Origin of the sequence: Pseudaeromonas sharmana, from assembly GCF_042649925.1 — a bacterium.
In the GTDB taxonomy this organism is placed as follows: Bacteria; Pseudomonadota; Gammaproteobacteria; order Enterobacterales; family Aeromonadaceae; genus Pseudaeromonas; species Pseudaeromonas sharmana.
On record NZ_JBHSAF010000014.1, the window covers coordinates 699,919 to 714,340 of the forward strand.

Annotated in this window: 11 protein-coding genes, 4 tRNA genes and 1 pseudogene; 2 read left to right on the top strand and 14 right to left on the bottom strand. The window is 59.2% G+C overall.

Annotation, left to right across the window (positions count from 1 at the left end):
- Positions 1-21 precede the first annotated feature (21 nt).
- The 7 genes and pseudogenes from ACFOSS_RS12860 to ACFOSS_RS12890 form a co-directional block, all read right to left on the bottom strand.
- Complete coding sequence (locus tag ACFOSS_RS12860; RefSeq protein WP_377153129.1) at positions 22-321, bottom strand: BufA1 family periplasmic bufferin-type metallophore; 300 nt, start codon at positions 319-321, stop codon at positions 22-24.
- A gap of 196 nt (positions 322-517) precedes the next feature.
- Positions 518-1,537 (bottom strand): AraC family transcriptional regulator, encoded by a 1,020-nt coding sequence (locus ACFOSS_RS12865; protein WP_377153131.1) that lies wholly within the window; start codon positions 1,535-1,537, stop codon positions 518-520.
- A 193-nt stretch (positions 1,538-1,730) separates the two neighbouring features.
- Complete coding sequence (locus tag ACFOSS_RS12870) at positions 1,731-3,200, bottom strand: efflux transporter outer membrane subunit (protein WP_377153133.1); 1,470 nt, start codon at positions 3,198-3,200, stop codon at positions 1,731-1,733.
- A gap of 41 nt (positions 3,201-3,241) precedes the next feature.
- The gene (locus ACFOSS_RS12875) at positions 3,242-6,409 is read right to left on the bottom strand and encodes an efflux RND transporter permease subunit (protein ID WP_377153135.1); all 3,168 of its coding nucleotides are present in this window, start codon (positions 6,407-6,409) and stop codon (positions 3,242-3,244) included.
- A gap of 76 nt (positions 6,410-6,485) precedes the next feature.
- Positions 6,486-7,595, bottom strand: a pseudogene (locus ACFOSS_RS12880) (efflux RND transporter periplasmic adaptor subunit); the annotation flags it as partial.
- A 675-nt stretch (positions 7,596-8,270) separates the two neighbouring features.
- Positions 8,271-8,927 (bottom strand): NAD(P)H-dependent oxidoreductase, encoded by a 657-nt coding sequence (locus ACFOSS_RS12885; RefSeq protein ID WP_377153139.1) that lies wholly within the window; start codon positions 8,925-8,927, stop codon positions 8,271-8,273.
- Positions 8,928-9,106: 179 nt separating this feature from the next.
- Positions 9,107-10,006, bottom strand: a complete 900-nt coding sequence (locus ACFOSS_RS12890; protein WP_377153141.1) for a LysR family transcriptional regulator — start codon at positions 10,004-10,006, stop codon at positions 9,107-9,109.
- Here ACFOSS_RS12890 and ACFOSS_RS12895 point away from each other — a divergent pair.
- Positions 9,992-10,249 (top strand): hypothetical protein, encoded by a 258-nt coding sequence (locus ACFOSS_RS12895; protein WP_377153143.1) that lies wholly within the window; start codon positions 9,992-9,994, stop codon positions 10,247-10,249. The two genes, ACFOSS_RS12890 and ACFOSS_RS12895, sit on opposite strands and share 15 nt — an antisense overlap.
- An 80-nt stretch (positions 10,250-10,329) precedes the next feature.
- Here the strand turns inward: ACFOSS_RS12895 and ACFOSS_RS12900 are convergent.
- The 4 genes from ACFOSS_RS12900 to ACFOSS_RS12915 form a co-directional block, all read right to left on the bottom strand.
- Positions 10,330-10,413 (bottom strand) — tRNA-Leu (locus tag ACFOSS_RS12900).
- 55 nt (positions 10,414-10,468) lie between these two features.
- A tRNA-His gene (locus tag ACFOSS_RS12905) sits at positions 10,469-10,544 on the bottom strand.
- A 30-nt stretch (positions 10,545-10,574) separates the two neighbouring features.
- Positions 10,575-10,651 (bottom strand) — tRNA-Arg (locus tag ACFOSS_RS12910).
- A gap of 15 nt (positions 10,652-10,666) precedes the next feature.
- Positions 10,667-10,743, bottom strand: a tRNA-Pro gene (locus ACFOSS_RS12915).
- Positions 10,744-10,933: 190 nt separating this feature from the next.
- Here ACFOSS_RS12915 and folD point away from each other — a divergent pair.
- On the top strand, positions 10,934-11,788 hold the full coding sequence (gene folD, locus ACFOSS_RS12920) for a bifunctional methylenetetrahydrofolate dehydrogenase/methenyltetrahydrofolate cyclohydrolase FolD (protein ID WP_377153145.1): 855 nt from the start codon (positions 10,934-10,936) through the stop codon (positions 11,786-11,788).
- A 113-nt stretch (positions 11,789-11,901) separates the two neighbouring features.
- Here the strand turns inward: folD and hutZ are convergent, their stop codons facing one another.
- From hutZ to hutW, 3 genes are read right to left on the bottom strand one after another with little or no spacing between them, the layout of a single operon-like run.
- On the bottom strand, positions 11,902-12,459 hold the full coding sequence (gene hutZ, locus ACFOSS_RS12925) for a heme utilization protein HutZ (protein WP_377153147.1): 558 nt from the start codon (positions 12,457-12,459) through the stop codon (positions 11,902-11,904).
- A gap of 25 nt (positions 12,460-12,484) precedes the next feature.
- Positions 12,485-13,009 carry a heme utilization cystosolic carrier protein HutX gene (hutX, locus tag ACFOSS_RS12930; RefSeq protein WP_377153149.1) on the bottom strand — a complete coding sequence of 175 codons (525 nt, stop codon included), beginning with the start codon at positions 13,007-13,009 and terminating at the stop codon, positions 12,485-12,487.
- Positions 12,996-14,390: a heme anaerobic degradation radical SAM methyltransferase ChuW/HutW gene (hutW, locus tag ACFOSS_RS12935; protein WP_377153151.1), complete on the bottom strand. Its 1,395-nt coding sequence runs from the start codon at positions 14,388-14,390 to the stop codon at positions 12,996-12,998. Before hutW ends, hutX begins: the two co-directional genes overlap by 14 nt.
- Between the last annotated feature and the right edge of the window lie 32 nt (positions 14,391-14,422).

Consider the following 14,422-nt stretch of genomic DNA (forward strand, 5'->3'; position numbering starts at 1 on the left):
CACCGCCTTAGGCTTGCCCCATCAGCCCTGCTTCTCCATAAACGCGTCCAGTTGCCCCATACCGGTGGGTGAGCTCGGTGATGCCGTGTGAACGCACGTTCCCGCCGGCACCATCTTCCAGGCATTGCCCTGATAATCCTTCTTCGCTGAGCCTGCGCAGCTAGTGCCAGCCCCCGCCTTGCAATCATTCTTGCCCTTAAGGGCGACCCCGTAGCATTTTTCCATCCCTGCCGATTCAGCAGCCAGCGCCGGAATAGCCGTGAGGGTCAAGACAGATCCCAGTGCCAGTGCCAGCGTGGTAGCAGCAGTTGCGTTGTTCATGGTGAAGCTCCTTATGCATCAATCTGTTCGGGTCATTACAAGCCGTTTTTTCTGCTTGCCCTGACGTAGTCGGAGTCACCCCAGTGTTTCTTACACTGTTTTTTTACTTTTTTTCGCTTCTGCGCATCAGCGAGTCGGGTGAATCCCCTTCCAGACCGAGCTTGTTTGTATCCTTCCTGAAACTCGAACGCGGCTATTAATGGTCGACCATACCGCTATCAGCTTTGCGCTGCATGTCGCGCCACGCCCCGGGCGAGATCCCCTCCCAGCCGTTAAATGCACGATAAAACGAGTTGGTATCTTCGTAGCCAAGCAGGTAGGCCGTCTCGTTGGGCTCTATGCCGCCGGTCTGTAAATAGGAGCGCGCCAGCTCGCGACGGGTCTCCTCCACCAGTTGCTGAAAAGTGATGCCCTCATCGGTCAACCGGCGTTGCAGGGTTCGCGTACTCATCGCCAGCTCTTTGGCCAGCGATTGCAGCGTCGGACGGCGGCCTGCGAGGGTGCGTTTTAGTACCTGTTTCACCGTATAGGTGACTTTGGCGTTTTGGTCATGCGCCTGCAACTCGGCATCCAGCTGCGGGGCGATCACCGCCAGCAACTCTTCATTGTGGGTATAAAACGGAAAATCCAGATCGCTGGTGCGAAACACCAGCGCATTGCGCGCCGCATTGAAGGTGATCGGGCAGCCAAAATGGCCCTCCAGCAAGGCGCGATGCTCGGGTCCGCGCGTCAATTCAAGGCGCAGCGGGCGGATATGCCCGTCCGACCCGTGCCGCGCCATGGCGGTCACCCAGGCAAAGCCAATATCGGTCATGATATGCGGCGGTGGCTCACTGGCGGCTAGATAATGGGAGTCGATGATCACCTCATCGCCTTTAACCTCGACACGGATCTCTTCCGGACAGACCACCCGTTTGTAGCGGGCGATACGCTGCAACGCATCGCGTAAACAACTGCTACATACCGCCGCAATCGCCATCGGATGGTTGCGTTCGAGCCGCACATCTGAGCCGAGCTTCAGACCAAAGGCCACATCGCCGCAATGGTCGGCAATCGCCTTCCACAGCGAGAACAACTCCGCAGTGGAGGCATAGATTTTCTCTTGCTGAAAAAACAGCTCCGGCAGCCCGGCTTTGCGCTGCATCAGCTCTAACGAGAGCCCCAGCTCAGCGATGCGCAGCATCCACTGCTTGGAAATGCGAAAACGATCGATCATCGTGTGGCGTACCCAATCAAAGAGAACATGGTGACCTGGTCAGGTCGCGGATACCGCGCGGCGGCATGGACTGCGCCATACCGCCTGGTAGCAAAAAATATCTGACATCCCTCGCAGCTGTCATGCACATTTGTGCGCTGCGCCAGGCGCGATGTCATCCGTCAACGCAACGGCTTATGGTTCAGTGCCTGGTTCAGGGCCTGTTCGACGCCTCATCAGCCACATAGTCCGGCCAACCACCGGCCATGGCCCGATAGAGCGACACCACCGCCAGGGTATATCGCACCTGGCTTTGTGCCAGCGCATCCTGACTTTGCAGACGGACGTTTTCAGCATCCAGCAACGTCAGCAGATCGATAGCCCCTTCATCGTAGCGCACCTTGGCGACCTCGGCGGCACGCACGCTGGCGGCGGCTGCCTGTGCCAGATGCTGGCGCTGCTGTGCACTGTTAGACACCTGAGCCAGCGCATTTTCCGTCTCTTCCAGCGCGGTGAGCACGCTCTTCTGATAGCTGGCCAGATCCGCTGCCGCCTGCGCATTGCTGGCAGCGATGCGGGCGCGAACGCGGCCCACATTCAAAAATGAGCCATCCACGCCGAGCGTCAGCGACCGTGTCTCACTGTCTCGTGCCAACAGGGCACCGGCATCCAGGGCCTGAGTACCAATCAAGCCCCCCAGGGTAAAATGGGGGAACAGATCGGCGGTGGCGACCCCAATGCGCGCCGTCGCTGCGGCAAGGCGATGTTCGGCAGCCGCGACATCTGGACGCCGACGCAGCAGCTCACCGGGCGCCTGCATCGGCACATCTGCCGACAACTGCGCGAGCGGCGCCGGTGCCGCCAGCTCGTTAATCAGCGCTTCAGGGACATTACCGGTCAACACACCAATGCGGTGGCTGGCCACGGCAATTTGTGCCTCGAGTGGCGGAATGCTGGCGCGGGTGGTTTCAAGCTGGGCACGCCCTCGATCGACATCGAACGCGCTGGCCATGCCCGCCCCTTGCTGCAGTTGCAACAGCGACAGGGTTTGCGCCTGGTTTGCCGCATTGTCACGGGCTATCTGTCGTTGAGCCTGCCAGCCACGTAGCTGGAAGTAGGTCTGGGCCAGCTCCCCGACCACGGCCACCTGCATGGCGGCCAGATCATCGGCACTGGCACGGGTGTCGGCGCGCTGCGCCTCCACCGAGCGCCGCACCCGGCCAAACAGATCCAGCTCCCAACTAAAGCCGGTGCTGCCCTGATATTGGTGATAATCCCGATCGGCTGCGGCAACACCGGGCTGCTGGTCGGCACTGCTGCGCTCATTACTGGCCTGCGCGTTGGCGACGAGCGTCGGCAGCAAATCGTACTTTGCGCTCCCGAGCAGCGCATTAGCTTGCTGATAGTTGGCCAGGGCCCGCTGTACATCCTGGTTATGCCGCAGCGCCAGCTCGACCAGCTTGGTGAGCTCCGGGTCGTTAAATCCGCGCCAGAATGCCGGTTCCGCCTCAGGTGCTGGCTGTTGACGCACGCTGGCATCCAGACGGGCGTAGCGGCTCACGGCCGGCATCTCCGGACGTTGATAGTCTGGCCCGACACTGCACGCGGATAGCAGTGTGGCGAGGCTCACCGTGAGCGCACTGAGCGCGTACCGAGAGGCGTTGGTTTTCGCTGTCATATACATAGCAATTCACTCATCCTAAAGAGGTTGGCCTGCGCCCGGCATCAAAGCGGATCACCGACGAAGGTCGACTCACCATGCTGCACCAGGGGCCGGCCGGAGAGTTTACGCAGCGCCACATAGAACACCGGCGTGAGGAACAGGCCAAACAGCGTCACCCCGAGCATCCCGGCAAAGACCGTAATACCGGTCACCGCGCGCACCTCCGCCCCGGCACCAGTAGAGACCACCAACGGAATCGTGCCGGCGATAAAGGCGATCGAGGTCATCACAATCGGCCGTAACCGCAGCCGGCATGCCTTCAATGCGGACTCGACAATGCCGCGACCGTTCATCTCCAGCTCACGGGCAAACTCGACGATCAGGATGGCGTTCTTGCACGCCAGCCCCATCAGCACCACCAGCCCCACCTGCACGAAGACGTTGTTATCGCCACCGGTCATCCAGACCCCGAACAGCGCTGAGAGCAGCGTCATCGGCACGATCAGGATCACCGCCAGTGGCAGGGTCCAGCTCTCATAGAGTGCCGCCAGCACCAGGAACACCAACAAGATCGCCACCGGGAAGACGATAAAGGCCGCATTGCCCTGGGTAGCCTGCTGATAGCTCAAGTCAGTCCACTCGGTGGTCATTCCCACCGGCAAGACCCGTCCGGCAATAGCAGTTAGCTGGCCCATCACCTGCGCTGACGAGAGCATGCGCGGATCCGCCTCACCGGCCAGATCGGCGGCGGGGTAACCGTTAAAACGCAGCACCGGATCTGGCCCATAGGTCTCCTTGACGGTCACCATCGAACCGATCGGCACCATCTCACCGCGTGCATTGCGGGTTTGCAGTTTGCCGATGTCCTCGACGCTATGGCGAAACGCCCCATCCGCCTGTGCTATCACCTGCCAGGTACGGCCAAACTGGTTGAAGTCGTTGACATAGGTCGAACCCAGGTAGGTCTGCAGGGTATCGAACAACTCGGTCAACGCCACCCCTTGTGCCTTGGCTTTGAGGCGATCGACATGGGCATCGAGTTGCGGCACGTTGGCCTGATAACTGGTGATGGGATAGGCCATGCCCGGCGTCTGCGCGACGGTGCCCTGCATCGCCTGCACCGCTTCTTGCAGTTTGCCGTAACCGAAGTTGCCTCGGTCCTCGATAAACATCTGATAGCCATTACCACTACCCAGCCCGAGGATCGGCGGCGGCATCATGGCGAAGGCAAACCCCTCCTGCAGGCCAGCGATCTTCTGGTTTATCTCGGCGTTGATCTGGGCGGCCGTGCGGCCATTGCGCTCGGCAAACGGCTTGAGCGGAATGAACGCCACTCCGGTGTTGGGGGTGTTGGTGAACTGCAGCGCATTCAGACCGGGGAAGGAAATGGTGTGTGCCACCCCATCAGTCTCTTGTGCAATCTGGGCGACCTTGCGCAGCATCGCATCAGTCCGGGCAATCGACGCCCCCTCCGGCAGTTTCACCCCGGCGATCAGATAGAGCTTGTCCTGGGTCGGAATAAATCCTGGTGGCACCAGCTTGAACATCACACCCGTCGCAGCCAGCAGCAAGGCATAGACCACAAACACGGCGCCACGGCGGCCAAGAATGCGGGAGATACCGCGCTCATAGCGCGCGGAGCCCGACTTGAAGGCCCGGTTAAACGGACGGAACAGCCAACCGAGCAGGGTATCAATCAGTCGGCTCGGGCCATCCTTGGGCGCATCGTGCGGCTTGAGCAGACGGGCAGCCAGCGCCGGCGACAGGGTCAAGGAGTTGATGGCCGAGATCACGGTCGAAATGGCGATCGTGACCGCGAACTGCTTGTAGAACTGACCGGTGACCCCGGACAAAAACGCCATCGGCACAAATACCGCACACAGCACCAGCGCAATCGCGATGATCGGCCCCGAGACTTCGCGCATCGCCTGGTGTGCCGCCGCAATTGGTGAGAGCCCCTCTTCGATGTTACGTTCGACGTTCTCCACCACCACGATGGCATCGTCCACCACAATCCCGATGGCGAGTACCAGCCCGAACAGGCTCAGGGTGTTAATGGAGAAACCCAGCACATAGAGGGCCGCAAAGGTGCCCACCACCGACACCGGCACCGCGATCAGCGGAATGATCGAGGCACGCCAGGTCTGCAGGAACAGGATAACCACCAGCACCACCAGCAATACCGCCTCGAGCAGGGTGTGTACCACGGCGCTGATCGAATCGCGCACAAAGATGGTGGTGTCATAGACCGCTTCATACTTCACATCAGACGGGAAGGTCTTCTGCATCTGGTCCATCGTCCGGATGACCGCATCACGGATCTCCAGCGCATTGGCCCCCGGCGACTGGAAGATACCGATCCCGACCGCGTTCTTGCCATCGAGCTGGGAGCGCAGGGTGTAGTCACCGGCACCCAGCTCAAGACGGGCCACATCCGACAGCCGCACCACTTCGCCGTTATCGCCATTTTTCAGCACGATATCGCCAAACTCCTGCTCGGTACGCAGACGCCCCTGCGCATTAATCAGCGTCAGGAACTGGCTGTTCGGCATCGGCTCAGCGCCCAACTGGCCAGCAGACACCTGCACGTTTTGCTCGCGCATGGCACTGACCACATCACTGGCTGTCAGGCCGCGTGCGGCGATTTTGTCCGGATCAAGCCAGGCACGCATGGCGTAGTCACCGCCACCGAACACCTGGGCATCCCCTACCCCCGGGATACGCGCCAAGGCATCTTTTACATTCAGCCGCGCGTAGTTACGCAAGTACAGGGTGTCGTACTTACCGCCTGGCGAGGTCAAATGCACCACCATCAGAAAGGTCGGTGACTGTTTCTGTGTGGTCACCCCCTGACGGCGGACATCTTCCGGCAAACGGGCCTGGGCCTGCGCCACGCGGTTTTGTACCTTGACCGCTGCCGCATCAGGATCGGTGCCTGGACGGAAGGTGATGGTCATCTGCAGCACGCCGTCAGAGCCGGCGACCGACTTGAAATACATCATGCCTTCCACGCCATTGATCGCCTCTTCTAGCGGCGTGGCCACGGTTTCGGCGATCACCTTGGGGTTGGCACCCGGATAGACAGTGCGCACCACCACCGACGGTGGCACCACTTCCGGATACTCGCTCACTGGCAAGTTGGGAATGGTGATCAATCCCGCAGCGAAGATCACGATCGACAACACCGCCGCAAAGATTGGCCGATCAATAAAGAAACGGGAAAAGTCCATGGAATAGGTCCTTAAACAGACGGTTCAAGAGGCACTGCGGCTGTCAGCACAGGCGCCACGGTGAACAGGGGTGCGATCATTTCGTCGCCGCCGTCAATGCGGCCGCGCCCTGCATGGGCACCGCTTTGGCGTTCACCGGCATGCCTGGCATGAACACCTTCTGATAGCCTTCGATGATCACGCGATCGCCAGCCACCAACCCTTTTTCGATGATGCGCAGCCCCTCAGCTTCCCGTCCCGGCACCACGTCCCGGCGCTGGGCCTTGCCGTCCTTGTCGACCACATAGACATACTTGCGGTCTTGATCAGTCAGCAGGGCACGACTGTCGATCAGCAGCGCATCAGGGATGCGACCGCCGAACAGGCGCACACGGGCAAACAGGCCGGGGGTCAACAGGCGATCTTGGTTATCGAGGATGGCGCGCACACGCAGGGTGCCGCTGCTGCGCTCCACCCGGTTGTCAAGAAAGTCGACCACGCCGTGATGGGGGAAGCCCGCCTCGTTGGCGAGCCCGATCTGTACCGGGATGGTGGCACTGTGGCCCAAGGTATTGCGGGCGCTCTGGGTGTAACGCAGGAAGGCATTCTCATCGATGTCAAAATAGGCATACATCTTGTCTTGTGACACCAAGGTGGTCAGTACACTGGCTGCGCCATCTGCCGTGACCAGGTTGCCTTGGGTCACCAGCGCCCGCCCGGCCCGGCCGACGATCGGCGCGCGCACCTGGGTCCACGCCAGATTGAGCTTTGCGGTATCCACCGCAGCCTGAGCGGCCAGCATGTCGGCTTGGGCAGACTTATCGGCGGCGTTACGCTGCTCCCACTGCTCGGTAGAGATGGCGTGTTGCGCAACCAGCGCTTTGGCACGACGCGCTTCGTTACGGCTCTGCGCCGCAACACTGGCCGCACGCGCGAGCTGTGCATTGGCGCGCGCCAGCTCGGCGCGGTAACTGCGGGCATCGATGGTGAACAGCACATCGCCCTGTTTCACCTCCTGTCCTTCCCGATAGTTGACGCTGTCGAGATAACCAGAGACCCGGGGACGCAGATCAACACTTTGAATCGCTTCAATGCGGCCACTGTACTCATCCCACTGGTTCACCGCCTTGACGACAACCTGCGCCGCGCTCACCTCGGGGGGCACCATGGCAGCGGGGGCCGACTTCTCGTTGCAACCCGCGAGCAACAGGCAGCCAAAGGTCAGCACGGCCAACAAAGGCGACGCGTTATGCCGCAAAATAGGTAAGTTTTTCATATGAATAATTCCAGTTGTGGAATAGGGACAAAACGAGATGTGCGATGGCAATAGGGACGCCAAAACGGGATATGGGTCACAAACTGCGTCGGAGTGAACAATACAAGGGGCGAGATATAACCTATAGGCAGAACGCGCCAATCTACTTGCCAAACGCGCCAACCGTTAAGATTGAGTTAACACAGTGGATAGAATTTACATAACAATTTGAAATAATTGTGATTTAATCATATGGCCACCATCAGAAAACCATGGGGCGACATTCACTCATACCGACACCACATTTCAAATTTCCTACCTGCTGCACAAATTCACTTACCGGTTAAACAACCGCACACGCACCCGCACACACACACGCAATCGAACATCATGCCGGCAGCAGGGCACAAACGGTTATGTCATACCTAGAAAAGCAACAACCCGGCTTGAGGCCGGGTTGTTAGTTTGCAGCGGGTGGAGACTTGGATTCTGACGCCTAGGGCGCCAGAACCTGAATCGGGTGTAACTACCCATTGCGCCGACGCCGCAAAGAGGCTTTGACTATCGGGATCTGAGCGGCCAATAACGGCTGAAATGACTATCCGGCTTTGCGCTTACAGAGCGGCGTTACAGCACTGTGATGATGTCATCCATCGCCAGACGGGCCTTAGGCAGGCCATGGTTGTAATCCTCCCCAACCTGGTGGTAGCCCATCGCCAGCGCAACTTCGCAGACATGGCCATCGAGCTCCTCTTTAAACAACTCGGTGAGCATCTCGGAGTCCACGCCCTCCATCGCGGTGGAGCCGATCCCCAGGCGCGCCAGGGTGTGCATGACATTGCCAAGGGCCAGATACACCTGGGCCTTGGTCCATTCACCGTTGTAGCCCGTGGCATCGGTGTTGGCCTCGGCAAAAGCGTAGGCCCCCATGAACGCATCGCGCATCTCGGCCCGCAGATGGCCGGAGCTGACCTCGGCATCCACGCGCTTGCTGAATTTCTCTTTGGTGAAATAGGGGTCATAGGCCAACAGCAAGGTATGGGACGCGGTCTTGGCATGGGGTTGGTTAAACTGATACTTGTTGGCGAAGCTGTCGTGCAGCCGTTGTTTCGCCGCATCGCTCTCGATGATGATGAACTTCCAGGGTTGGGAGTTAATGGAAGAGGCCGACAGGCGCAGCGCTTCCTGGATCACGGCCAGGTCATCGGCACTGATGCGCTTGCTGGCATCATACTTCTTCACGGTATAGCGGTTGGTCAGGTCTTGGATGATGGGATGGGTCACGGCATTCTCCAGCTTGCGCAATAATGGGCTCGACTCGCCTGCGCGCGCTCGGCGGAGTCAGTGTTGAGCCTCATTATAAGCCGCTTGGCACCGTGAAAAAGGCGCTGGCACTGGAATGAGTTTCTACTTTTTTTTGATAATCGCCAGGTCGGCGAACCCGCATATGAAGGCATGCTGGCTCACTGAGCCAGATCCCAATAAGGGGGGGAGCCAAAGCGCTCCTCAAGAAAATCGATAAACACCCGTACCCTGTGGGGCATCATCCTGGCATTGGGCCGTACCGACCAGATGGCCGTGCGCTCCTGTAACGGGAACGCGGTCAGGATGGGAATCAGCTCGCCGCGCAAGACATGATGATACGCACACCAGGTCGAGCTTATCGCAAGGCCCATGCCCGCGACACAGGCATCCCGCACCGCCTCGCCATTATCGATCCGCAAGCTGCCCTGCACCTTCACCGTCTTGATGCCCTCGCTGCTGTCGAATGCCCAGAGATCAAGCCCGGCTAGCGTAATGCAGTTGTGCTCCTTGAGCTGCTCCAGTGACTGCGGCGTACCATGACGCGCCAGGTAGTCCGGTGAGGCGAACAGGATGCGCTTGTCCGTGGCCAGCTTCCTGGCCACCAGCGTGGAGTCTGGCAGTGCGGCTATCCGAATGGCCATATCGAAGCCGCCTTCAATCAGGTCAACAATCGTGTCGCTTAACCGCAAATCGACATTGATCTTGGGATAGCGCAGGTTGAAGGCGGCCAGCGCCGGGATCAAGTGCATCCTGCCAAACGAAGCGGAAGCGGCGATGCGCAAGGTGCCTGCCGGCTCGCTACCGGCGCCGCCGATCACCTCCTGAGCCGCTTCCACACTGGCCAGCACGTCTTCCGCATGTGGCAAGAAGGCTTTCCCCTCGTCGGTAAGCGCGACCCGGCGGGTGGAGCGATGCAACAGGCGCACCCCCAGGCTCTGTTCCAGCTTATTGAGCTGAGCGCTGGCCACTGCGGCGGACAGGCCCAGTTCACTGCCAGCCTGACTGATGTTGTGCAGGGCCGCGACCCGGACAAAGAGCTTGAGGTGCTGGACGTTCATGGCGTGATTATCAATGAATGCATGAAAATGATTGGCGATGTTGGCCCATTATCACAAAAAAAACCACTCTGCCGGATGGGTGGTGTGTCTGACATTAATGTAATAACTCAGCTCTGGTTGAACATCAGCTTGGGCATAGGCCTGTGCCGGGGTGTTCATGTTCAGCGCCTGATGAGGCGTTTCGAGTTGTTAAATTCAAGCCATACGACAACCTCAATCACCAAGATGATGTTTCCTGAATGAAACAGCGAAGAGCGGAAGCAGATTTTTATGCCGCAAGAAAAACCAAAAACCCCGGCGCTATGGCCGGGGTTTGGTTTGTATGGTGCGGAAGGAGAGACTTGAACTCTCACGCCTAAGGCGCCAGAACCTAAATCTGGTGCGTCTACCAATTTCGCCACTTCCGCAAAGAGGGCTTGGTTTTCGTTATCTGTTCAGCCGATAACGCCAACCTGGTAAGGATGGGGTGGCTGATGGGGCTCGAACCCACGACAACCGGAATCACAATCCGGGACTCTACCAACTGAGCTACAGCCACCACTGCTTCATTGTCATCGTGACCGTCGAATGGCACGCCCTACAGGATTCGAACCTGTGACCCACGGCTTAGAAGGCCGTTGCTCTATCCAACTGAGCTAAGGGCGCACTGCCTTGAAAGCGTGGTCGGTGATGTAGGATTCGAACCTACGACCCTCTGGTCCCAAACCAGATGCGCTACCGGGCTGCGCTAATCACCGACAAGTCATTCGAACGACGACGGGGGCGAATACTACCGATTTGACTATAGAGCGTCAAACACTTTTTCCCCCAGTACTTTCAGGTGCCTACTTCTTGTTCTGACCCGGTTTTCCGGCAGCTGCGGACTAACGATCCGCGTAAAAAAATGCGACAATGCGCGCCTCGACAACAGCAGGTGAGTAAGGAAGCATGTCAGCCAAGATTATCGATGGAAAGGCCATTGCCCAGTCAGTTCGTCACGCCGTTGCGGCCCGGGTTCAACAACGCTTGGCCAGCGGCTTGCGGGCGCCCGGTCTGGCGGTAATTCTGGTCGGCCAGGACCCCGCCTCCCAGGTCTATGTCGGCAGCAAGCGCCGAGCCTGTGAAGAAGTCGGTTTTCTTTCCCGCTCCTATGACCTGCCGGCCGATACCAGTGAAAGCGCCCTGCTGGCACTGATTGATGAATTGAATGCCGATAATGCGGTCGATGGCATTCTGGTCCAATTGCCACTGCCGGCACACATCGACTCCACCAAGGTGATTGAGCGTATCCAGCCGGATAAAGATGTCGACGGTTTTCACCCTTATAATGTCGGCCGCCTGGCACAACGCATCCCGGCACTGCGCCCCTGTACCCCGAAGGGCATCATGACCCTGATCCAGGATACCGGTGTCGATACCTATGGCCTGAATGCCGTCATCGTCGGTGCCTCGAACATCGTCGGCCGGCCGATGACCCTGGAGCTGCTGCTGGCCGGCTGCACGACCATCACCACCCACCGTTTCACCAAGGATCTGGAATCCTTTGTGCGTCAGGCCGACTTGTTGGTCGTCGCGGTAGGCAAACCTGAATTTATCCCTGGTGACTGGATCAAGCCCGGTGCCATCGTCATCGATGTCGGCATTAACCGTTTGACGGATGGCCGCCTGGTCGGTGACGTCGCCTACGCTGTCGCCGCAGAACGCGCCAGCTTTATCACGCCGGTGCCCGGTGGCGTCGGCCCGATGACCGTCGCCAGCCTGATTGAAAACACGCTGGAAGCCTGCGAGCAGTATCACAGCTGATCGCTGGCCGCCAGGGCAGGTAGAGTTTAGACCTATCTCCGCGACCAAGAATGCAAATAAGGGCTGTCCTAGGACAGCCCTTCTCGTTAAACACTCAAGTCGGTCTACGCCGCCTAGTCGCTGCTCGGCTCTGGCGCGACCAGTGGTGTGTGGCCACTGATCGGCTTATGCCCCTGATCCAGATGCAGGACATCGATCAGATCATGGGGGTTGACGCGGTAGGCCTGACCGAAGCCCTTCACATACAATCCCATCTGCGGCTGCAGACAGAACAGGGTGAAATCTTCCATCTTGGTCAGGTTGCTGACGATCTCGCCATGTCGCGCCTGCAGGGCGGCTGTCGCATGCTGCCATTCCGCGCTGTCGCGGCTGACGATGCGCACCTCGGCATCAAAACTCAGCCGTTGACGGGCATAGATCTGCCGACTGCTGGCCTCATCGTCAATCAGCATCAAGGAGACTTTGGGCACCTGTTTGAGGTTGCGTGCATGCCGGGCAATATCAGAGATCAGCACATAATAGCCCTGCTCTCCCAGTGCAAACGGGGCATAGCTGACGTTAGGCATGCCATCCACATCCACCGTGGCCAGCATCAGGGTCTGGCAGTGATCACGAAAGGCCTGGATTTCCGGCTCCAGACGCTGTTGCAGGCGTTGTTGTTTATCTTGCATCAAGGACTCTCCTCTCGATTTTCTATCACGACTGCAGCGCAATGGCCGGCAGGGCAGCTTGCTGGCGCCAGGCCAGGAACTGTTGTTGTTGTTCGGGCAACAGGCGGCGTTTTTCATCGCGGCCCAGGTAGATCTTGAAGGCACAGCGCCCCGTATTGGCGATAAAGACAAAGGCGTGACTCTCGGTGCCCATAAAGGGTTTGCTTAGCAACGCAATGTGCGCAATGTCATCGAGTTTGAGGTGACCGTGCAAGCCGTCATCCCCCATCAGGTTGTAGTAACCGCGGCCTACCCGCCCCGCTGGCAGCGGCCCTTTGAATTCGAAGATCGAGCCACAGGACTCGACAATCGTCGTCAGCTTACCCCACGTCGCCAACTGGCCGAGCAGGGCCTCGCTTTGCTCACCCGACCACAGCGTCACCATGTCGCGCGGTAAGGCGCGGATCACCTCCCCCTCGCTGATCCCTAACTGCTGTGCCATCGCCAGGGTGTTTTGTCCCGGGTCCTGTGCCAGCAGGTCAATAACCGCCTGATTCTCAATGTGTGGCATTGTTTTTCTCCATGGGTTGAAAATGCGCCGGCGGCATCGTTGCCGCTTGCGCTGGGCTCAGGGCCTGCAAGGCACCCTGGGCCAGATTGACATTCCAGAAACGGCCGGCGAGCGTCAGCTCTGCCTGCTCCTCCCCCAGTGTCAGCAAACCGCGCTGTTGCCAGATCGCCAGCAGCGGCTTCAGTTGGGCAAATAACTCCGGCTGACCCTGCTCGCGCCAGTGACGGCTATCCAGCAGCCCTTTATCAAATGCCGCCTTGATCAGGCCATCACGATGAAAGTGGGGTGCCGGTGCCATCATCATCGCCACGGGCCATTGCCCGGCGTCGCAAGCACTTTGATAGGGCTGCAGTTCACGTTGCTGCATCAGCGCAACGCCGTTGATTGAGCCTCCGGCTCCGGCACCCAGCGGCAAGACATCGGCACTGGTTTTGGCCAGGGCGTTGTAGCGGCTACGCTCGCGCTCATCCCGCGCCCAATGACAACTGCTCAGCCGGCGCAAACCAGCCGCCTCGAGGGTTTGTGCACCATAGGCATAGAGTCGTGCCTTCTGCGGGGTCGCCGCGGGAGGGGGCTGTCGGCCCTGCTCCACCAGACGCGCCATCGGGGTGCCTTGCATCTCGATCAGCTGATACAAGTCGACACCGTGCGCCCCCGAATCGAGAAAATCGGCAATGTCACGCTGCCAACACGCCTCGTCCTGAAACGGCAAGCCAAACAGTAGATCGAGAATGATGGGCGCTTCATTGCCCCGGGTCAGCTCACTGAGACGCTTTAAAACCTGTTCGCGCTCATCAAGCCGTTTCGCGGCGCGGCGCACCTTGCTGTCGAAACTCTGCACACCAAATGAGAAACGGTTGAAGCCGTTATTCAACGCCGCCGCGTATTTGTCATCGCTGAATCCGTTGAGACGGCCTTCGAGGGTGATCTCGCAATCCTCACGCAACGGAAACAGTGTTTTTAGCCGCCGGCCCATTTCGCCGATTTGAGCCGCCGTCATATCCGTCGGCGTGCCGCCACCAACATAGACAGCATCGAACGGTACCGCTTGTGCCCAGCGCGTAGCCGCCTTGGCCTCCATTTCCTGCCAGAGTTGCTGCAGGTAGTTTTCTATCCAGGTGGGGCTGGCGGCGTATTGAAAAAAGGAACAGAACGTACAACGTACCCGGCAAAACGGAATGTGCAGATAAAGACAACGCGCGCGACCAGGCTCTGGCTCTGCGGCCAGCAGTCCACTGAACATCGCCTGTTGCTGCCCGGGATCCAGGATAGGCCGGCCTCCACGTCCCGCATGCGCGCTTTTCTTGCCCGAGAAGGCAAACTGCAGCGGGTCGGGTGTCAGGCGCCCCAAGATACTCTCATCAAAACGGGATATATCCATGCTGAATCGGCCCCGCGTGCGGGGCCTGTTCT